This window comes from Leucobacter massiliensis (assembly GCF_002982315.1).
Taxonomy (GTDB): domain Bacteria; phylum Actinomycetota; class Actinomycetes; order Actinomycetales; family Microbacteriaceae; genus Leucobacter; species Leucobacter massiliensis.
The window spans coordinates 234,027-252,892 of sequence record NZ_MWZD01000014.1; the positions used below are offsets into that span (position 1 = coordinate 234,027).

At 73.2% G+C, this 18,866-nt stretch carries 24 protein-coding genes; 14 read left to right on the forward strand and 10 right to left on the reverse strand.

Annotated elements, in window-relative coordinates:
* Positions 1-213, reverse strand: coding sequence for a hypothetical protein (locus tag B4915_RS05280; RefSeq protein WP_105804778.1), 213 nt, complete (start codon positions 211-213; stop codon positions 1-3).
* Positions 214-445: 232 nt separating this feature from the next.
* Here B4915_RS05280 and B4915_RS05285 point away from each other — a divergent pair, with 232 nt between their 5' ends.
* A complete protein-coding gene (locus tag B4915_RS05285; protein WP_105804779.1) occupies positions 446-937 on the forward strand; it encodes a YbaK/EbsC family protein in 492 nt (163 codons plus the stop codon).
* A 72-nt stretch (positions 938-1,009) separates the two neighbouring features.
* Here B4915_RS05285 and B4915_RS05290 read toward each other — a convergent pair whose 3' ends face one another.
* The 3 genes from B4915_RS05290 to B4915_RS05300 all read right to left on the reverse strand — a co-directional run bounded on the left by B4915_RS05290 (position 1,010) and on the right by B4915_RS05300 (position 3,193).
* On the reverse strand, positions 1,010-2,086 hold the full coding sequence (locus B4915_RS05290) for a 2,3-butanediol dehydrogenase (RefSeq protein WP_105804780.1): 1,077 nt from the start codon (positions 2,084-2,086) through the stop codon (positions 1,010-1,012).
* Positions 2,087-2,240: 154 nt separating this feature from the next.
* A complete protein-coding gene (locus tag B4915_RS05295) occupies positions 2,241-2,780 on the reverse strand; it encodes a hypothetical protein (protein WP_105804781.1) in 540 nt (179 codons plus the stop codon).
* Complete coding sequence (locus tag B4915_RS05300; RefSeq protein ID WP_105804782.1) at positions 2,777-3,193, reverse strand: DUF4383 domain-containing protein; 417 nt, start codon at positions 3,191-3,193, stop codon at positions 2,777-2,779. The genes B4915_RS05295 and B4915_RS05300 overlap by 4 nt, the downstream gene beginning before the upstream one ends.
* Positions 3,194-3,418: 225 nt before the next feature.
* On the opposite strand from B4915_RS05300, the gene B4915_RS05305 reads away from it, so the two are divergent.
* The 3 genes from B4915_RS05305 to B4915_RS15020 are packed head-to-tail and all read left to right on the forward strand — an operon-like array spanning position 3,419 to position 6,605.
* Entirely contained in the window at positions 3,419-4,666 is a 1,248-nt protein-coding gene (locus B4915_RS05305; protein ID WP_105804783.1) for a type III polyketide synthase, read from the forward strand.
* On the forward strand, positions 4,663-5,460 hold the full coding sequence (locus tag B4915_RS05310; RefSeq protein ID WP_105804784.1) for a methyltransferase domain-containing protein: 798 nt from the start codon (positions 4,663-4,665) through the stop codon (positions 5,458-5,460). The genes B4915_RS05305 and B4915_RS05310 overlap by 4 nt, the downstream gene beginning before the upstream one ends.
* Positions 5,457-6,605, forward strand: a complete 1,149-nt coding sequence (locus B4915_RS15020) for an FAD-dependent oxidoreductase (protein ID WP_105804785.1) — start codon at positions 5,457-5,459, stop codon at positions 6,603-6,605. The genes B4915_RS05310 and B4915_RS15020 overlap by 4 nt, the downstream gene beginning before the upstream one ends.
* 174 nt (positions 6,606-6,779) lie before the next feature.
* Here B4915_RS15020 and B4915_RS05320 read toward each other — a convergent pair whose 3' ends face one another.
* Together B4915_RS05320 and B4915_RS05325 are read right to left on the reverse strand one after the other, a co-directional pair.
* Complete coding sequence (locus tag B4915_RS05320; protein ID WP_245907347.1) at positions 6,780-7,133, reverse strand: hypothetical protein; 354 nt, start codon at positions 7,131-7,133, stop codon at positions 6,780-6,782.
* Positions 7,134-7,137: 4 nt separating this feature from the next.
* On the reverse strand, positions 7,138-7,419 hold the full coding sequence (locus tag B4915_RS05325; protein WP_105804786.1) for a type II toxin-antitoxin system Phd/YefM family antitoxin: 282 nt from the start codon (positions 7,417-7,419) through the stop codon (positions 7,138-7,140).
* Between the two features lie 287 nt (positions 7,420-7,706).
* On the opposite strand from B4915_RS05325, the gene B4915_RS05330 reads away from it, so the two are divergent.
* Entirely contained in the window at positions 7,707-8,009 is a 303-nt protein-coding gene (locus B4915_RS05330; RefSeq protein ID WP_105804787.1) for a hypothetical protein, read from the forward strand.
* A gap of 130 nt (positions 8,010-8,139) precedes the next feature.
* Here B4915_RS05330 and B4915_RS05335 read toward each other — a convergent pair whose 3' ends face one another.
* Together B4915_RS05335 and B4915_RS05340 are read right to left on the reverse strand one after the other, a co-directional pair.
* Positions 8,140-8,469: a DUF5615 family PIN-like protein gene (locus B4915_RS05335; RefSeq protein WP_105804788.1), complete on the reverse strand. Its 330-nt coding sequence runs from the start codon at positions 8,467-8,469 to the stop codon at positions 8,140-8,142.
* Positions 8,469-8,693: a DUF433 domain-containing protein gene (locus B4915_RS05340; RefSeq protein ID WP_105804789.1), complete on the reverse strand. Its 225-nt coding sequence runs from the start codon at positions 8,691-8,693 to the stop codon at positions 8,469-8,471. The genes B4915_RS05335 and B4915_RS05340 overlap by 1 nt, the downstream gene beginning before the upstream one ends.
* Positions 8,694-8,790: 97 nt before the next feature.
* Here B4915_RS05340 and B4915_RS05345 point away from each other — a divergent pair, with 97 nt between their 5' ends.
* The gene (locus B4915_RS05345) at positions 8,791-8,997 is read left to right on the forward strand and encodes an antitoxin MazE-like protein (protein WP_105804790.1); all 207 of its coding nucleotides are present in this window, start codon (positions 8,791-8,793) and stop codon (positions 8,995-8,997) included.
* Entirely contained in the window at positions 8,994-9,320 is a 327-nt protein-coding gene (locus B4915_RS05350) for a type II toxin-antitoxin system PemK/MazF family toxin (protein ID WP_105804791.1), read from the forward strand. Before B4915_RS05345 ends, B4915_RS05350 begins: the two co-directional genes overlap by 4 nt.
* A gap of 181 nt (positions 9,321-9,501) precedes the next feature.
* Here the strand turns inward: B4915_RS05350 and B4915_RS05355 are convergent, their stop codons facing one another.
* Complete coding sequence (locus B4915_RS05355; RefSeq protein WP_105804792.1) at positions 9,502-9,990, reverse strand: YciE/YciF ferroxidase family protein; 489 nt, start codon at positions 9,988-9,990, stop codon at positions 9,502-9,504.
* Between the two features lie 254 nt (positions 9,991-10,244).
* Between B4915_RS05355 and B4915_RS05360 the strand changes: the two genes are divergently transcribed.
* From B4915_RS05360 to B4915_RS05375, 4 genes are all read left to right on the forward strand, one after another.
* Positions 10,245-11,426 (forward strand): zinc-dependent alcohol dehydrogenase, encoded by a 1,182-nt coding sequence (locus B4915_RS05360; RefSeq protein ID WP_105804793.1) that lies wholly within the window; start codon positions 10,245-10,247, stop codon positions 11,424-11,426.
* On the forward strand, positions 11,423-13,225 hold the full coding sequence (locus tag B4915_RS05365; RefSeq protein WP_105804794.1) for a thiamine pyrophosphate-requiring protein: 1,803 nt from the start codon (positions 11,423-11,425) through the stop codon (positions 13,223-13,225). The genes B4915_RS05360 and B4915_RS05365 overlap by 4 nt, the downstream gene beginning before the upstream one ends.
* 151 nt (positions 13,226-13,376) lie before the next feature.
* Positions 13,377-14,282, forward strand: coding sequence for an SDR family oxidoreductase (locus tag B4915_RS05370; RefSeq protein WP_105804795.1), 906 nt, complete (start codon positions 13,377-13,379; stop codon positions 14,280-14,282).
* A gap of 273 nt (positions 14,283-14,555) precedes the next feature.
* Positions 14,556-14,888: a DUF7882 family protein gene (locus B4915_RS05375; RefSeq protein WP_245907348.1), complete on the forward strand. Its 333-nt coding sequence runs from the start codon at positions 14,556-14,558 to the stop codon at positions 14,886-14,888.
* Positions 14,889-15,009: 121 nt separating this feature from the next.
* Here B4915_RS05375 and B4915_RS05380 read toward each other — a convergent pair whose 3' ends face one another.
* Positions 15,010-15,447, reverse strand: a complete 438-nt coding sequence (locus tag B4915_RS05380) for a GNAT family N-acetyltransferase (protein ID WP_105804797.1) — start codon at positions 15,445-15,447, stop codon at positions 15,010-15,012.
* Positions 15,448-15,674: 227 nt separating this feature from the next.
* Here B4915_RS05380 and B4915_RS05385 point away from each other — a divergent pair, with 227 nt between their 5' ends.
* The 3 genes from B4915_RS05385 to B4915_RS05395 all read left to right on the forward strand — a co-directional run bounded on the left by B4915_RS05385 (position 15,675) and on the right by B4915_RS05395 (position 18,518).
* Entirely contained in the window at positions 15,675-16,556 is an 882-nt protein-coding gene (locus B4915_RS05385) for a manganese catalase (RefSeq protein WP_105804798.1), read from the forward strand.
* A 166-nt stretch (positions 16,557-16,722) separates the two neighbouring features.
* Complete coding sequence (locus B4915_RS05390; RefSeq protein ID WP_105804799.1) at positions 16,723-18,108, forward strand: cytochrome P450; 1,386 nt, start codon at positions 16,723-16,725, stop codon at positions 18,106-18,108.
* 134 nt (positions 18,109-18,242) lie between these two features.
* Complete coding sequence (locus B4915_RS05395) at positions 18,243-18,518, forward strand: hypothetical protein (protein WP_105804800.1); 276 nt, start codon at positions 18,243-18,245, stop codon at positions 18,516-18,518.
* Positions 18,519-18,866: the final 348 nt, after the last annotated feature.

Here is an 18,866-nt window from a genome sequence, read left to right on the forward strand (position 1 = left end):
TCACGATTCCGCGTCTTCGTCGTCCGCCTCGTCGTCGAGCGGGACCTCCAGCTGCTGTTCGAGCCAGTCGGCTTCGCTGACCGGTTCCTCGGCCGCTGCGAGCGTGCCGGGGATCCTGTCCTCGTCCTCGGGGTCGGGAACGACCGCGGCGAGCTGGTCGAGCACATCGGCCTCTGAGGCCTCGGCACTCGGTTCGATGCGATCCTGCGTCATGGTGTCCCCCTGTCGTTCGGTGATGCTGCGTGGTCCCTCACTCGGGTGGTACTCAGCAATCTATCTCCGGGCCTCGCCGGGGTTCAAGCCGCCCGCACCCCTCGCCGATCGGCGCCGGGTGTGCTAAGGCGTGTCGTCGCGCCTGCTACGTTCTGCCTCGCGCCCGCCGCTCCGCGCGCGGTGTAGCGTGGGTTCCGCGCGGCCGATCGCCGGCCACGGAAGGGAGCCTGGGATGTCGACGGACCGCGTGCGCGCGCACCTCTCGGAGCGGGGCTGGACGGGAGAGATCCTGGAGTTCGACGGGTCGAGCGCGACGGTGCAGCTCGCGGCGGAGCGGCTCGGCACCGATCCCGAGCGGATCGCGAAGACGCTCGGCTTCGCGGACCCGGCCCGGCCCGGCTCGGCCCTGCTGGTGGTCGTGGCCGGTGACGCGCGGGTCAACGGCGGGAAGTTCAAGCGGAGCTTCGGCGGCAAGCCGCGGATGCTGCGCGGCGATGAGGTGGAGGCCCTGACGGGCCACCCGATCGGCGGGGTCTGCCCCTTTGCGAACCCCCCAGGCACGCGGGTGCTGCTCGACGAGTCGCTGCGCCGCTTCGACGTCGTCTACCCCGCGGCGGGCACCCCCAGCTCGGCGGTGCGGCTCCGCGTCGACGAACTCGAACGGCTCACCGGGGCGGAGGGCTGGGTGGACGTGACGGCGGGCCCGGCCGGGGAGCCCGCCTGAGCGGTGCCGCACGCCCGCGCGCCGCGGCGGGCCCCGCCCGGGGAGCCCGCCGCGGCGCGCGGACAGCCCTCGCTAGAGGCCCTCGCCGCTCGGCGAGACGAGGATCTTGACCGCGGTCTCGTTGCGATTGATGAGGGTGTCGAAGCCCTCGTCGACGAGCTGGTCGAGCCCGATCCTGCCGGTGATGAAGGGGGCGAGGTCGATCTTCCCCTCCTCGACGAGCTTGATCGTGGCGGGATGATCGTTCACGTAGGCGATGGTGCCGCGCAGCTCGATCTCCTTGAGGACGAGCTTCTGCACGTCGAGCTCGGCCCGGTGCCCCCAGATGGAGATGACGACGATGACCCCCTGGGGCCGCACGGCGTCGATGAGGGTGTCGAGCACGACCTGCACGCTGCTCGCCTCGAAGGCGACATCGGCGCCGCGGCCGCCGGTGAGCCGCTTCACCTCCGCGACCACGTCGACCTCCGCCGGGTTGAGGGCGTGGTCTGCGACGCCGGCTTCGAGCGCCTTCTCGCGCCGGAGCGGGCTGAGCTCGGAGACGATGACGTTGACGCCCTCCGCCTTGAGCACGGCCGCGGTGAGCAGCCCGATGGGCCCGGCTCCGCCGATGAGCGCCCACTGCCCGGCCCGCACGCCGGACCGGACCACGGCATGGTGCGCCACCGACAGCGGCTCGATGAGGGCGGCCTCGTCCAGGGGGACGGTGTCGGCGATGGGGTGGACCCAGCGGCGCTCGACGACGACGTTCTCGGAGAGCCCGCCGCCCCGTCCGCCGAGGCCGATGAAGTTCATGTTCTCGGACAGGTGGTAGTCGGTGCTCTCGGGCCCCGTGTCGACCGAGGGGTCGATGATGTAGGGCTCGACGACGACGTGCTGCCCGACGCGGAGGTCGGTGATGCCCTCCCCGAGCTCGCTGACGACGCCCGAGAACTCGTGGCCCATCGTGATCGGGGCCGACTCGCCGGAGATGGGGTGCGGGTGGCCGGCGGGCGGGACGAAGATGGGGCCGTCGAGGTACTCGTGCAGATCGCTGCCGCAGATCCCGGTCCACGCGACGTCGACGCGCACGGTGCCGGGCTGGAGCGGCTGCGGCTCGATGTCCTCGATTCGGATGTCTTTCCGGCCGTAGTAGCGGGCTGCTCTCATGACGCTTCCTCTCTCGAACGGAGGGCGGGATCGTCGTCGGCCTCGGGCGTCCCCCTGCGGCCGAAGCCCGCCCTCGCCCCCAGCCTAGACCCCGTGGCGTCGCGGCGGCAGGCCCGGAAAGCGCCGGTCCGGCGCCGGCCGCGCCAGGCCGGGCTCAGTGCTCGTGCGAGATCCCGTGGGGCAGCGCGAACTCGCCCGGGGCGGTGTTCGCGAGCGCGGGCGTGGTGACGGCCGCGACGAGCATGGCCTGCACGGTGAGGATCACGGCGAGGGTGCCGGCCCTAGGCCACCGCGCGGCCGGGCGCTCATCCGGCGCCGTGCGCTGCTCGCCCGCAGCGCCGGCCCGTCCGGGCGCCGAGGACGGAACCGCACGTCCGCTGCGGCGCAGCTCGAAGGCCGCGAGCACGGCAACGGTCCAGTGCAGCAGGAGCAGCGCAAGGAGCGGCACGATCCCCACCGTTCCGGTGAAGAGCAGCAGGGTGACGCTGGCGACCACGAGGACGGCCACGGCGATGGCGGCACGCGGGGCCGGTATGCGGTCCCAGCGCAGCGCGAGCACCGCCCATCCGAACTCCGCCACGGCGAGCGCCAGGAGGACGGCGGCGACGAGCGCGGGCGACCCCGCCGCGACGGCGCAGAGGATCAGCCCTGCGCCGAACGCGGCGAGGCCGCACCAGCCGGTAGCGGGCCTCACACGGCCGGGCGTGCGGCGACCGCGCGGTCGCGGTCGGCGCCGATCGCGACGCCCAGCAGGATCAGGGCGCTGCCGAGGTGGAGGATGTGGTCGGCGGTGTTCAGCGCGAGGATGTTCGCGGCGGTGTCCGCGATGAAGAAGCCCACGATGCCGACGAGCAGGTAGACCGCGCCGACCGTGCCGTTGATCCCCTTCGCGGCGCTCACGCCGGAGAGCGCGCCGATGACGAGGAGCGCGCCGATGAGGAGGTGGACGATGTTGTGCAGCGGGTTCACCTCGAAGACGCCGAGCAGCAGCCCGCCCTCCGTGGCGATGAATCCCACTCCCCCGGTGACGAGGAAGCCGAGCACACCGACGAGCAGATAGATGATTCCGAAGACGAGTCCTACGACTCGGTTTGCCGAGTTCTTCACGGTGGTCCTCCCGATGGTCGTGCGTATGACGACGAGGTCGTCGGTGGCGGCGCTTCGTGGCGCCGTGCACCCCACACTGTCGCGCCGGGGCCCCGCTGGCCAGGCCTTGCGCCACCCGGCGCTCATGGAGTATGTTCACGGCCGTCTCCCAGCTTCGGGTCGGGCGCGGCGCCGCCGCGTGTCAACCCCTCGCGCGCGGAGCGCCGCATGCACTTGCATGGGAGCATGTCAACGCAGATCCTCTCCCTCGGCACGGCCGTCCCGCCCGCACGCCTCGCGCAGCCGCAGACGCGCGACTTCTTCGCCGCCCAGCCCGGCGTCGACCGGCTGACGGCGCGGCTGATCGGCGCGGCGTTCGACGCCTCCGCCATCGACAGCCGCTACTCGGTGATCGGGTCGATCGGTTCGAGCGACACGCTCTTCTCACCCGACGGTGCGCTGCTCACCTCGCCCAGCACCGGCACGCGCAACGCCGTGTACCGCCGCGAGGCGCCGGCGATCTCCGCGGCGGCGGCGCGGCAGGCCCTCGAACGCTCCGGCTACGCCGCCGAGGAGGTGACGCACGTGGTCACCGCCTCGTGCACCGGCTTCTTCGCCCCCGGGCCCGACTACCTGCTCGTGCGGCAGCTGGGGATCCCCGACACGGCCCCGCGCACGCACGTGGGCTTCATGGGCTGCGCGGCCGCATTCCCCGCCCTGCGCGCGGCGCACGCGATCTGCGAGGCGCAGCCCGGCTCGGTGGTGCTGGTCGTCTGCACGGAGCTGTGCTCGCTGCACATCCGCGCCTCACGCGACCCGGAGCAGATCGTCGCCTCGGCGGTGTTCGGCGACGGGGCGGGTGCGGCGGTGGTGGCCTCGGCGCCAGCGCGCGGGGGCCGTGCCGCGCTGGGGCTGGACGGCTTCTCGACGGCGCTCACCTCCGAGGGCGAGGCCGATATGGACTGGACGATCGGGGACAGCGGCTTCGAGATGCGCCTGAGCTCCGAGGTGCCGAGGATCATCGGCCGCGAGATCCTGGGGGTCGTGGATCGCATGCTCGCGGGCGGGGATCCGCACGCCGAGGTGGACGCCTGGGCCGTGCACCCCGGCGGCCGCAGCGTGCTCGATCGCGTGCAGGACGGGGTGGGTCTCCCCGACGAGGCGATGGCTCACTCCCGGGAGGTGCTGCGCGAGTTCGGCAATATGTCGAGCGCCACGATCCTGTTCATCCTGCAGCGGATCCTCGCGGACGAGTCGCTGGCGGACGGCGCGCGCGTCGCGGGACTGTGCTTCGGGCCGGGGCTGACCGTCGAGACGGCCCGGCTGACGCTGCACGCCGGGGAGCGGCTCGCGGCGGAGGCGGTCCGGGCTTCGCGGGAGGCGGAGGCTCCGGCGCTCCCCGCGGAGGCCTCGACGCCCGCCGCGGAGGCGCGGGCGGAGGAACTGCCGGGTGCCGCCGCGGACGGGGCGGCCCGCGTTCCGGCGCCGGCATGAGCCTCGCGCGACGGGACACGGCGCTCACCGAGCTCATGGACGATCCGGAGTGCGATCCGGTTCGCCTGGATCGGACGCTGCGCCGCTTCTGGCTCGTGAACGGCGCGGTCACGCGCTGGGGGCATGTGTATCGTACGCGGCTGCGCCCGGCGTTCGCGGCCGCCGGGGACCGGCCGCTGCGGATCCTCGACGTCGGCTGCGGCGGCGGGGACGTGCTGCGGCGGGTGGTGCGGATGGTGCGACGGGACGGCTTCGCCGTGGAGGGACTCGGCATCGACCCGGATCCGCGGGCGCAGCGCGCCGCCGCGGCCGGCCCGGGCCTCGCGGGGGTGGAGTTCCGCCGTGCGCACAGCACGGAGCTCGCGCGATCCGGTGAGCGCTTCGACGCCGTGATCTCGAACCACGTGCTGCACCACCTCTCCCCCGCCGAGCTCGGCACGGTCATCTGCGACTCGGAGGCGCTCGCCCGGGGCGTCTGCGTGCACTCCGACATCGCGCGCGGGCGGCTCGCCTACGCGGCGTTCGCGCTCGGGGCGTCCGTCGTGGCGCCGGGGACGTTCCTGCGGGTGGACGGCCTGCGCAGCATCCGCCGCAGCTACACGCGCCCCGAGCTCGCCGCGCTGCTGCCCGCGGGCTGGCGGGTGGAGCAGGCGGGGCCGTTCCGCCTGCTCGCGGTGCGGTGTGCCGGGGACCTTGGGGAGCCGGAGGAGCCGGGCGGATCGCAGGAACGGGGCGCGGGAAGGCGCGGCGGCGTCCGGCTCGGCGCGGGCGGACCGGCCGAGGACCTGAGGTGAGCGCCCGCCCGCTCGACGCGGTCGTGATCGGCGCGGGACCGGCCGGCCTGTGCGTGGCGGGAGAGCTCCGCCGCCTCGGCGTCGACGCGGTGCTGCTGGAGCGCCGCCCCCGGCCGGGCGCGGGCACCCGCGCCATCGGGATCCACCCGCCGACGCTCGCCGCGCTGGAGGCTTCGGGGGCGAGTGAGGCGCTGCTGGCGGAGGCCGCGCGGATCCTGGCCGCCGCCGCGCCGGAGCCGCTGCGCGGCGTCGAGGTCGCAGGGGTGGAGGAGCGCGCGGACCGGGTGGTGCTGCGCACCCGCGCCGCCGAGGGCACGGGAGAGCTGCACGCGCGGGCGGTGATCGTTGCCGGGGGCGCCGGGAGCCGCGGGCTGCTGGGCGAGGCGTTCCGGGTCGGCGTGCGGGCCTACCCGGATCGCTACCTGATGACGGATCTCGCGCACGCCCCCGGGGAGCCGCCGGGAACCGCGGTGATCGCCCTCGACGCCGGCGGGGTGCTCGAGTCGTTCCCGCTGCCGGGAGGCGGTCGCCGGCTCGTCGCGTGGGACGGCCGGCGCGCGGAGCCGGGCACCGAGGACGAGCCCGGCGCCCGGGCGGCGCGGCTGCGGGCCGCGGTCCTGGCTCGCCGCCGCGTGGGCCCCGGCCGTGAAGAGGGCCGCGGCTCCGGCGCACGGGCGGGCGGCGGACGGGCCGAGTGGGCGGAGGCGGAGGCGCTGGCGGCGGCGGTCTGCTCGGCGACCGGCTTCGGAGTGCGCCGCGCGCTCGTCTCGCCGATGCGCAGCGGGCGCGTCTTCGTGATCGGGGACGCGGCGCACGAGGTCAGCCCCATCGGCGGGCAGGGCATGAATCTCGGCCTGCTCGACGCGGCGACGCTCGCGCCGCTCCTGTCGACGGCGCTCCGCGCCGGGGACACCCGGCTCACCGAATCCCCCGAACTCGACCGCTGGGCTCGCGAGCGTCTCGCCTCGGCCCGCACCGCGGCGCGCCTCGCGGGCCTCAACACGGCCATCGGCCGGGGCCGGAGCCGCCACGCGCACCGGGCGCTGAGCGGCGCGGTCCGGGGCGCGGCGGGCGCGCTCGCGCCGCTCGCCGCGCGCGCCTACGCCATGGGCTTCGACCGCTCGGTGCCGCGCGCCCGCGGCTGAGCACGGAGCCGCGAGGCGTCAGTCGAGTCCCGCATGCACGGTCAGAGCGCGGAGAGCAGTCCAGCCCGATCGCCGGCACGAACGCGATGAGCGCGGCGAGACCGCGGCGCCGGTCGTCGTCGCGGATCTGCTTCCTCCGCGAGGTGGTCGCCCCCAACGCATGCGGAGCGGGCCTCAGTTCTCGGGTGTGCGGCCGAGGCGTTCGGCGGCGGTGAGGTAGACGTCGAGGCCGCTTCGTTCGCCCACGGCGACGGCTTCGACCGCAATGGCTTCGATCTCGTTCGGGGTGTAGCGGTACACCAGCCGATAGCGCGGTTTGCCAGCGCCCTGGGGATCGAAGTAGAACTTGTAGCAGTCGGAGAGGTCGCCGGTCTTGACATGCTGGCCGAGGGGTTCGCCGTGTACACGGCCGTCGCGGATGAACGCGAGCATATCGAGCGCCATTTTCCGGGTGCGCAGATCTGGCAGCGCGTAGACGTCGCGCTCAAAACCGGGGAGACTGGTCAGCGCCAGCTTGCGACGCGCCACCTGCTTACTCGTAGTCGGCCGCGTCCAGGCCCAGCTCGGCGGCGAACTCGCTGAGCGGGCGGGCCTGCTCGCCCTGGCGCTCGCGCACGATCCGCGCGATCTCGATCTCCTCGATTGCGGGCAGCAGTGAGGTGTACAGCTCGAAGGGGATCACCACGGCCTCGGGACGGCGGTGCGAGCCGAACACGACGGGTTCGGCGGCTGCGCCTTCGGCGCGGAAGCGGCGCAGTGCCTTGGGAATCTCGGTGCGAGCTTCCCGGCTCGGGAGGACATGAGCGATCGACATGTTTCCAGCATAGACGGCGCGCCACGAATGCGCACACAAATGTGTCACACACCATCGAGTATCCGGGCCGGGGAATTGAGTATCGGATTCCGTCGCATGAGGTGCCTTCGACGCACTGACTGCGGAGCCCGCGGCTTCCCGCGGGACGCGCCCCGCTTCGCTCACAGTCCCCGCGTTTTGGCGAACCCTGCCAGGTCTCTCCACAGATTGCGCCAGGCCGGCGTCCCTGGCCCGCCCAGGCGCATATGGTCATTGTCACCGCATGGACCGCATACCAGAATGGGAGCATGTACGTGAGCCTCGAACTCATCGGCGCGGTCGCCGGGGTCGTCGGCGTCATCGCCACGATCCTCGGCGCCGTCATCGGCTCGGCGATCGCCGTCACCCGCAGCATCGCCCAGACCATCGGCACCTTCAAGACCGAGATCTACACCAGAATCGACAAGCTCGACACCAGAATCGACAAGCTCGACGCCAAGATCGACAAGCTCGACGCCAGAATCCACCAGATCACCGAGGAACTGACCCAGGTGAAGGTCTCCGTCGCCAAGCTCGAAGGCCCCGCAACCCGTCTCGTCCAGACCCGCTGAGCCCCCGGCCCCAGTCCTCCCCGACGGCAGAGCGACATTCACCTACGGCCCGGAGGTCAATCCTGGGCAGCCGCACGTTCAGTGGAGGCGTGTCGGGTCGCACAGCATCTTCAAGCGACCGTGATCGTCGTCAGCGGAACTCCACCACACGACTCCCGGACTCGACAGCCTCCACGATGTCGGTGATGCGCGGCTCGAACCATGCCACGAGCGCCGACTTCCGGGTGTTGCCGACGCGCAGCCATACGATCACGGGCCCATCCGCGTCGACCACGAGCAACCGGGGGAAATCCTCGTCCTTCGTCACGATGACGGCCCTATTCACGACCGCGTATCGCCAGATCGTCCGATCCGGCGCGTCGCCCAGGCCGACGTCGATGACATGCTCGGCGTGGTGGCCGTGCGCGGCGAGCACGCGTGCGAGTGCCGGTGGCAGCTGCGCGTCGACGAGAAAACGCACTACGAGGCGAGCAGGACCGCGTGATCGGCTTGCGCCGCAGCGTATGCGAGGCACGCCCTGATATCGTCAGCCGTCAGGTACGGGTAGTCGGCCAGGATCTCGGCCTCGTCTGCGCCGCTGGCGAGCAGCGCGAGCACATCGGCAACGCGCATCCGCGTGCCGCGGACACGCGGCCGCCCATGAACGACCTCCGGGTCGATCACGATGCGCTCCAGCAGTGACATGGCTTCAGTCTACCGCGAGAGGGGCCCTGACACGCGCTCTCGTGCGGATCCCCGCGAACTCGTGGCGTCCACCACCGTTACATGTAACAATGATCGCATGGCTGTTCGTGAGCGGGTGAGCGAGTACCGGCGCCGGATGCGGGAGCGGGGATTCCGCCCGGTGCAGATCTGGGTGCCCGATGTGCGGGCACCGGCCTTCGCGGAACAGGCCCGCCGTCAAGCGGCGCTCGTCGCCGCCGCCGATCGAGACCGCGACGACCAGGCCTTCATCGAAGCGGTTACCGCGCCCTGGGACGCGGAGTGATCCGGGGCGAGCTGTGGAACGTCGCCGGCGGCGTCTACGCCTCCAAGCCGCGCCCGGCGTTGATCCTCCAGGACGACGCCTTCGAGGGCACCGACTCCGTGACGGTGCTGCCGTTGACAAGCAATCTCCTCGACGCCCCGCTCCTGCGGGTGCGGGTGACAAGCGGCGGCCTGTCCGGCCTGGCACGGGACAGCGACATCATGATCGACAAGCTCACGACCGTGCGGCGCTCCAACGTGGCCGACCGCGTCGGCCGACTGACCGCCAAGCAACTGGCCGACGTCGAGCGTGCCGTCATGGCATTCCTCGGCCTGGCCCGCTGACAGCGCACTCGCTGCCTCAGTGAACCCGGACCGCGGAATCGCAGGAAAGCAATGCACCCTCTGTGACATCGGTGCTTCACGTTCAGTGGAGGCGCGGGACGCTCGACACCCCGAGCGGCCATGAAGAGAGCAGCAGCGGGGGCCGCGAGCCCGGTGCTCGCGGCCCCCGCCGTCCGGATCGCTAGGCGCCCGCGACGAGGCCGCGGAGCGTGGTGAGCAGTTCCTCGCTCGTGTGCGTCTCCTGGTCGAGGTTGTCGGTCAGGAGCTGCACCGCGTCGGACGCCCCCTGCGCCCCCGTCGAGGTGATGAGCGACTGGTACACGGAGATCTCGTAGTGCTCGTTACCCAGCGCCGCAGAGATCGCGACCTGGTCGCGCAGCTCGGGCACGGTGCGCGCCAGCAGCGTCTCCGCCTGCTTCGTGATCCCCTTCGTCGCCGGTGATCCCGCAGTGGACTCCGGGAACTCCAGCAGCTGGAACACCTTGCGCAGATTCTCGATCTGCTCGCGCGTCTCGTCGGCGTGGTGCCGGAAGAGCTTCTGCACCTCCTTCGACGGCGCCGCCTCCGCGAGCTCCCCGAGCGCCGCCAGCGAGTCCTCCTCCATCGTCATCGCCGTGCGCAGCTGAAAGCGCAGCAGGTCGTCGGGGGTTTCGAGCTGGGTCTGGGACATCGTGATGCTTCCTTTCGATCCGGTGTCGGGTATGTGGAGTCTAGGAAGCGGCGGGGGCGCGGCGCAGGGGGCTTGCGCGCCCCGGGCAGCGCGGCTATGCGACCCGCGCCTCGCCGCCCACCGCCGCCCGGTGCGGGGAAGATACGGCATCGTCCCGCCGGAATCCAGGCCCTTGCCCGCCCGGACGCCGCGAAGGGACCATGATCGGGCACCTTCGCCGCACGGCGGACCCCCACCGAACCGAAGGAGACCGAATGCGCGCACTCACCTGGCAGGGCAAACGGAACGTGAGCGTCGAGACCGTGCCCGACCCCACCATCCTCGAAGCGGACGACGCGATCATCGAGGTCACCTCGACCGCGATCTGCGGATCCGACCTCCACCTCTACGAGGTGCTCACCCCCTTCATGGACGCCGGAGACATCATCGGGCACGAAACCATGGGGCGCGTCGTCGAGGTCGGGCCCGAGTCCCGCCTCACGCCGGGCGAGCGGGTCGTCATCCCCTTCCCCATCTCCTGCGGCCGCTGCTGGATGTGCTCGCGGGGCCTCACCACGCAGTGCGAGACCACCCAGGTGCGCGAGCACGGCACCGGCGCCGCGCTCTTCGGCTACTCCCGGCTGTACGGCTCGGTGCCCGGCGGGCAGGCCGAATATCTGCGCGTGCCCTACTCCAGCGTCGGGCCGATCCGCGTCGGCGAGGAGCTGCCCGACCACCGCTACCTCTTCCTCAGCGACATCCTGCCCACCGCCTGGCAGGCCGTGCGCTACGCCGACGTGGGCCCCGGCGACCGGCTCACCGTCTACGGGCTCGGACCCGTCGGCCAGTTCGCCGCCCGGATCGGGCTGCACCTCGGCGCCGAGGTGACCGCCGTCGACCCCGTGCCCGAGCGCCGCGCCCTCGCCGCCCGCTACGGCGCCCGCGTCTTCGACGTGCAGGACGACGTCAACGACGAGATCCGCGACGCCACCGAGGGCCGCGGCCCCGACGCCGTGATCGACGCCGTCGGCATGGAGGCCCACGGCTCACCCGCCGCGCACTTCGCCCACCAGGCGCTCGGACTGCTGCCCGACGCACTCGGACGGAAGCTCCTCGAAACCGGGGGCGTCGACCGCCTCGCCGCCCTGCACGCCGCCGTCGACCTCGTGCGCCGCGGCGGCACGATCTCCCTCAGCGGCGTCTACGGCGGGCAGGCCGACCCCATGCCCATGCTGTCGCTCTTCGACAAGCAGATCCAGCTGCGCATGGGCCAGTGCAATGTGACCTCCTGGACCGAAGAGCTGCTGCCCCTCGTGGAGGACCCGGCCGATCCGCTCGGCACCGAGGACCTCGTCACGCACCGCGTGCCGCTGGAGCAGGCTCCCGAGGCCTACGACATGTTCCAGAAGAAGCTCGACGGCTGCATCAAGGTCGTGCTCGACCCGGTGGCGCCGTGAGCCACGACGAGGCCGCCCCCAGCGTCGCAGACCAGGTCGTCGCCCGGCTGGGCGAGTGGGGCGTCGAACGCGTCTACGGCTATGCGGGCGACGGCAACAACCCGCTGCTGGGCGCGCTGCGGCGGGCCGGATCCCCGGAGTTCGTCCGCGCACGGCACGAGGAGAGCGCCGCCTTCATGGCGGTGGGCGAGGCCAAGTTCGGCGGCCGGGCGGGGGTCGTCACCTCCACCCAGGGCCCGGGCGCCGTGCACCTGCTCAACGGCCTCTACGACGCGAAGCTCGACAGCGTCCCCGTCGTCGCGCTCGTCGGCCAGCAGCACACCACCGTGCTCGGCTCCGACTACCAGCAGGAGATCGATCTGCAGACCCTCTTCGCCGACGTCGCCGCCCGCTTCGTGCAGACGGTCGCGGCGCCCGAGCAGCTGCCCATGGTGCTCGACCGCGCCTTCCGCGCCGCGCTCACTCACCGGCAGCCCGCCGTGGTCATCCTGCCCCACGACGTGCAGCAGGCGCCCGCCGCCGAGCTCGGCCAGGCGCACGGCGAGGTGGTCACCGCCCCGCGCTGGAGCGAGGGGCGGCTGCTGCCCCGCGAGGAGGACCTCGACGCGGCCCTCGCCGTGCTCGAAACGGGCGAGCGGATCGCGATCCTCGCCGGCCGGGGGGCCGCGCACGCGGGCGACGCCGTCATCGAACTCGCCGAGGCCCTCGACGCCGGGGTCGCCACCAGCCTGCTCGGCAAGCCCTACATCGACGAAGCGCACCCGCTCGTCACCGGCACGATGGGGCACCTCGGCACCACGGCCTCGGCTCGTCTCCTCCAGGGCTGCGACACGCTGCTCATCATCGGCTCCAACGACCCCTGGACCGAGTACTATCCGCCACCCGGGGCCGCCCGCGCCGTGCAGATCGACGTCGACCCCTCCGTGATCGGCAACCGCTACCCCGTGGAGGCGGGACTCGCGGGCGACGCCGCCGCCACGATCCGCTCCCTGCTGGAGCGCCTCGGGCCGCACCGCCGCGGCCGCCCGGCCTGGCGGGAGGAGGTCGAGTCGGCCGTCCGCGACTGGCACGATATCTCGCGACTGCGGGCCGAGCTGCCCGGCGAGCCCCTGGGCCCGGAGCTCGTGGTGCGCGGGCTCGGAGAACGGCTCGACGTGGACTGGCGCCTCGCCGTCGACGTCGGCAGCGCCGTCTACCACTACGTGCGGCAGATGCGGCTGCCACCCGGCCACTCCGCGCACCTCTCCAGCACGCTCGCGAGCATGGGCTGCGGGGCCCCCTACGGGATCGCCGCCAAGGAGCTCGATCCCGGGCGGCCCGTCGCCGTGCTCGCGGGGGACGGCGCCATGCAGATGCTCGGCAACACGGACCTCGTCACCGTGGCCGAGCGCTGGCGGCGGTGGCGGGATCCCCGCTTCCTCGTCCTCGTGCTGCACAACCGCGACCTCTCCGAGGTCAGCTGGGAGCAGCGGGAGATGGAGACGGAGCCCCGCTTCCCCGCATCCCAGGACGTGCCGCCCTTCGACTTCGCCGGCTACGCCGAGCTGCTCGGGCTCCGCGGGATCCGCGTCAGCGGGCCGGAGGGCGTCGCCGCCGCACTCGACGAAGCGCTCGCGGCCGATCGGCCGGTCGTCGTGGAGGCCCGCACCGACGCGGACGCCCCGCTGCTGCCCCCGCTCCCCCACGGCCGCGAACAGCTCGACGCCATGCGCACCGGGCTCGCCGCCGAGGGCGCCTCCGGCCGCCACGCCCGCGAGCTGCTCACCGCCTACGCCCGGATCGAGGAGGACCGCCAGTGAGCACGCCGGCGCTCCAGCCCGCCCCGCCCCGCGCCCCTCCCGCCGCGCAGCCGGGCGGCCGAGCCCGCGGCGCGACCGCATCCGCCGCGCACCCGGGCGGCCGAGTCCGCAGAGCCACCGCACCCGCACACCACCCACCAGGAGGCCCGCAGTGTCAGAGCACCGCAGCGACCAGTTGACGTTCCAGAACCCCGTGACCCGCTTCCCCGAGATCAGCCCGCCCGAGCAGCACCAGCCCGAGCCCGGCCTCGACCAGGATCTCATCCCGCAGACCGACCGCGGCCAGCACTCCTATCGCGGCACCGGCAGGCTCGAAGGCCGCAAGGCCCTCATCACCGGCGCGGACTCCGGAATCGGCGCCGCCGTCGCCATCGCCTTCGCGCGCGAGGGCGCCGACGTGGCGCTCTCCTACCTGCCCGCAGAGGAGGAGGACGCTCAGGAGATCAAGTCCTTCATCGAGGAGGCCGGCCGCCGGGCCGTGCTGCTGCCCGGCGACATCTCCGAGCCGGGCTTCTGCTCCGAGCTCGTCGAGCGGGCCGTCGCGGAACTCGGCGGGCTCGACGCGCTCGTCAACAACGCCGGACGGCAGATCGCCCGCGAGGACATCGCCGAACTCCCCGACGAGCAGTGGGTCGACACCTTCGAGACGAACATCCACGCGATCTTCCGCATCTCGCAGGCGGCGATCCCGCACCTGCCCGCCGGATCGACCATCGTGAACACCACCTCGATCCAGGCCTACAGCCCCTCCCCGCACCTGCTCGACTACGCCTCGACGAAGGCCGCGATCAACAACTTCACCAAGGGCCTCGGCCAGATGCTCGCGCCGCGCGGGATCCGAGTCAACGCCGTCGCGCCCGGGCCCATCTGGACGCCCCTGCAGGTCTCCGACGGGCAGCCGAAGGACGCACTGCCCGAGTTCGGCAAGAACACGCCGCTCGGGCGCGCCGGGCAGCCGACGGAGCTGGCACCCGCCTACGTGTTCCTCACCTCGCCGGAGTCGAGCTACGTGATCGGGGAGACCCTCAACGTGAACGGGGGGACGCCGTCGCCGTGAGCCTCCTCCCGCGCCGTGCCGTGCCGCAGGCTCGTCCCCCGGGCCGCGCGGCGGCGCCGTGCCGCTCACCTCCCGGGCCCCGCCGCGCACCCCCGATCCGTGCGTCGACGCCGTTCCGCGCGCTTCCCGGACCGCGCGTCAGTATTCACACCTGGCTGCCAGCCACGCTGAGGATCAGTCAGCCACTCGGCTCCGGTACGACCGCCCTCGGGCCCGCGTGTCCGGGGACTTTCGGTTTCCTGAGAAACGTGGGATTCTCGGTGCATGGGGTATATGACGTATGGGGGGACGGAGTACGAGTTCGATGAGCGCGTACTCGCGCACGTGAAGGTGGCGGTCGCGGCGAAGCTGCGGCGCCAGGAGTCGTTCTTCGTCAACTGGACGAAGGATTCGCGGGATGGAAGCGGCCGGGTTTCGCTGTGGGTGTCGCCTTACGTGCCGATCTCGTTCCGCTTCCTGGGGTCCCGCTCGCCGGAGCTGAATCCGCGCTGGCTGCGAGCCCTGACGCACCTGTCGGGCTCCTCGCGGGGGCTCACGATCCTGAGCGAGAAGGAGGCGGAGCGCTACGCGGAGCGCCACTGCTTCGGGGTGCCCGCGAAGGACTGACGGACGCTCCGGGGCGGCACGCCGGGCACGGTTCCGGCGCGCTCACCAGGCACGGCCTGGAGCGCCTGCACCGGGCACGGCGCTCGGGGTTGCCCGCGCCTCGCCCGCGCCTCGCCCGCGATCAGGCCGTGAGGCGGCGGTGCATGCCGAGCGCGCCCTCGCGCGAGAAGCCGAGCGACTCGTAGACGCCCACCGCCTCGTCGCTCGCGAAGAGGCCCACGAACAGTTCCGCGCCGGGCGCCGGGCGCAGCAACTCGACGAGCCGCTCCACGAGCGCGCTCGCGATGCCCTCCCCGGCGAACTCCGGGTCGACGATCACGTCCTGCACGTAGGCGTACTGCAGGCCGTCGCCCACGGCCCGCGCCATGCCCACCACCTGGCCGTCCACCGAGCACACCACTCCCGCGAGCGAGGCGGCGAGCGATGCCGCGCGCAGATGGTCGTCGAAGTGCCCCTGCCAGCCGACCGACGCCGCCAGCCGCGCGTGCTCCTCGGGCGACGCGACCCGGTCGATGATCCGCGCGCCGCCCGCGGACGGGCCGCTCGTTCCGGGCTCCATGATCCTCCTCGAGATCCTCGCTCGTCGTTCCACCGGATGCCGCGCGCTCCCGCTCCCCCGGTGCCGCGCTCGCGCACCCCGAGCGTCACGCCTGCATTCTCGCGGCTCCCCCGCACGCAGCGCAAGCCACTCCCGCGGATCCGCCGCTCCGCGTTGGGTGGAACACGCGCACCGTGCACCGATCGGCCGAGGGGGCCGTCGCACCGTGGCGCAGAAGGGTCAGAGACATGTATCTCCATCGACAAGAGCTGCAGCACCGCGCCGTACCCGACGCGCCCGACGCGGTGTACGCACGCAAGCTCCAGGAGGTGCTGGGCGGGCAGTACGGCGAGATCTCCGTCGCCCTGCAGTACCAGTTCCAGGGCTGGAACATGCACATGCCGGGCAAGTACCGGGACCTCGTCTTCGGCATCGGGGCGGAGGAGATGGGGCACGTCGAGATGCTCGCGGTCATGATCGCGCAGCTGCTCGAGAAGTCGCCGCTCGGGATCACGGAGGAGGCCGTGCAGAACGACCCCACGGTGGCCGCGGTCATCGGCGGCACCGATGTGCAGCACGGCATCGTGGCGGGCGCGGGGGCCCGCCCCGTCGACAGCAACGGCAATCCGTGGATGGGCAGCGACATCACCAGCAGCGGCAATCTGCTCGCCGATTTCCAGGCCAACGCGAACGCCGAGATGCAGGGCCGCGTGCAGGTGGCGCGGCTCTACCACATGACCGACGACCACGGGGTGCGCGATCTGCTGGCGTTCCTGCTCGCGCGGGACACCATGCACCAGAACCAGTGGCTCGCAGCGGCCGCGGAGTTGCAGGAGGAGGGGCTGGAGCAGCTGCCCGTCCCGAGCAACTTCCCGCTCGACAAGGAACACCGCGAGGTGGCGTACCAGTACATCAACTTCTCCGACGGGGAGGCCGCGCAGGAGGGCTCGTGGGCCTCGGGGCCGACCCCGGACGGTCTCGGCGAGTTCAGCTACCTGCCGGAGCCGGAGCCCGGCGTGCCCATGCCGCCGCCCACCCACCCCGACGCCCGCTTCTACGGCACCACGGAGGTGCCGAACACGGCGGAGAAGCTCGCCGGACGCGCGCAGGACGCCATGAACATGGAGTGAATCCCTCCCGCGCCGGCGCCGACGCCCGCCCTGCTGCTCCGGCGGCGGAGCGGGCGTCGCTCGTGCGGCGGGGGCTCGTTCGGGGCGGGGCAGGCCCCCTGCACGCCGCTCGCACCCCCGTCAAGCCCCCTGCGAGGCCCGGCCCCCCCTCACTAGCGTCAAGGTCATGAGCACCGCACCCCGCGTCCCCGGCGACGCGACCCTCGCCTTCCTCACCGACGGCTACCGCTTCGGCCACCGGCGCTTCGAGCGCCTCGGAAGCGATGTGTTCAGCACCCGGCTCGCAGGCCGCCCGATCACCTTCCTCCGCGGTCAGGAGGCCGCCCGCTTCTTCGGCGAGGCCGACCGCTTCACCCTCGACGGCGCGATGCCCCGCTCCGTGCTGCACTCGCTGCAGGACGCCGGGAGCGTGCAGACCCTCTCCGGCACGCGGCACCGCTCGCGCAAGGCGGCCTTCCTCGACGCGCTCGACGTGCCGGAGGAGGCGCGCGACGGGCAGCCCGCGAGCGGCGCGACCGACGGACGCTCGGGCGCCGGAAGCGAAGAGACCGGAAGCCCGGACGGCTCCGGCAGTGCGGCACCCAGCGCCCCCGCAAGCGGCGCGGACGCCTCGGCCCCGGCCCACGCCGCCCCGCATCGCGGGCTCGCGGACTGCTTCGCCGAGGAGTGGGAAGCCGCCGAGTGGGAGGGGCGGCGCGACGGCCAGCTCCGGCTCATGCCCGCCGCCGAGCAGATCCTCTGCGACGCCGCGCTGCGCTGGCTCGGGATCGGCGCCTCGCGCGACCGCCGGCGCGCGCTCGCCCGGGAGTGCGCGGCGATGATCGACGGGTCCGGATCCTTCGGGCCGCGCAACTGGCGGGGCCGCGCGCTCCGCCTCAGCGCCGAACGCTGGGCACGCGAGACCGTGCGGGCCGAGCGCGCCCAGCCGAGCGGCGCCCTCGCCCGGCTGCTCGACCACCCGGAGCTCGCGGACGACGAGGTTGCCGCGGTCGAGCTGCTGAACCTGATCCGCCCGACCGTCGCGGTCGCCCGCTTCGTGGCGTTCTCCGCGCTCGCCCTCCATCTCCGCCCGGCGTGGCGGGCACGGCTGCGGGAGGAGCCGGGCTCCGCGCTGGCCTTCGCGCAGGAGGTCCGCCGCACCACGCCGTTCTTCCCCGCCGTCGCCGGGGTCGCGAGCGAGTCCGTGTCCTGGCGTGGCCACCGCTTCGAGGCCGGCGACTGGGTCGCGCTCGACCTGTTCGCCACGAACCGCCACCCCGGCGAGTGGGAGGACGCGTGGACCTTCGACCCCGGCCGCTTCGCGGGCGCGGCAGGCGCCGAGGCCGAGGGGCGCGTGCTCGCGCAGGGGGCAGGGGAACTCGCGCACTCGCACCGCTGCCCGGGCGAACCCGCCACGGTCGAGCTGCTCGCCCTCGCCACCCTGCGGCTCGCCGAGGCGGACTGGTCCGTGCCCGAGCAGGATCTGCGCGTCGGCCTCGCCCGCATCCCGGCCCGCCCGGGAAGCGCAGGGCTGCGGCTCGTGTGGACCGGCCGCGACCTCGTGCGCAGCTGAGGCGGGCGACGCCTCGCCCCGTCCGCCGGCCTCCGGCAGGCCGCTCGCAACGCTCCGGACTGCGACCGTTCACCGTTCGGGCAGATTTGTCCAGGGGGTATTGGGCGGAGGATCACCCCGCCTAGCGTTGACGCATGGACGACACCATGGAGCTCGTATCACCCGAGCAACTGCCCGAGGGAACGTCGAGCCGTTTCCTGCTGGGCGGCACCCCCGTCACCGTGCTCGCGGAGCGTCGCGATCGCTGGGCCTTCCCCGATCTGGGCGTCTGCCTCGAACAGCGCGACACCGCCGACACCACCGAGTTCGTGGTGACCGGGCACGACGCCGGAGGCACCTTCATCGAGGCGCTCGCGCTGCTGCGCGAGATCGCCCAGCACGAGTACCACGGCGGGGAGCGGCAGGGCTGAGCGGCAGGGCCGAGCGGCGTCCGCCACACGCGGCGTCTCCCACCACCGCACGGAGCCGCACCGCACCGCATCTCACCGCACCGCTTCGCATCGCATCGCAGGAGGAGGAGTCATGACCGACGCAGCCAGCACCCCGATGACCCCGGGAACGCCCGACCCGCTCGACCCGCCGGTGCCGCCGGCACCGGCGGGTCGAGCCGGTCGGGCGTTCCCGGGGTCATCGGGGTGCTGGCTGCGGCGGGGCGGGCGCCCCCCCCCCCCGCGCCGGCGCGCGCGGGGCGGGGGCGGGGGGCGCCGGGCGGGCGCCCCCGGGGGGGGGGGGCGGCGCGGGGGGGGGGGGCCGCGGCG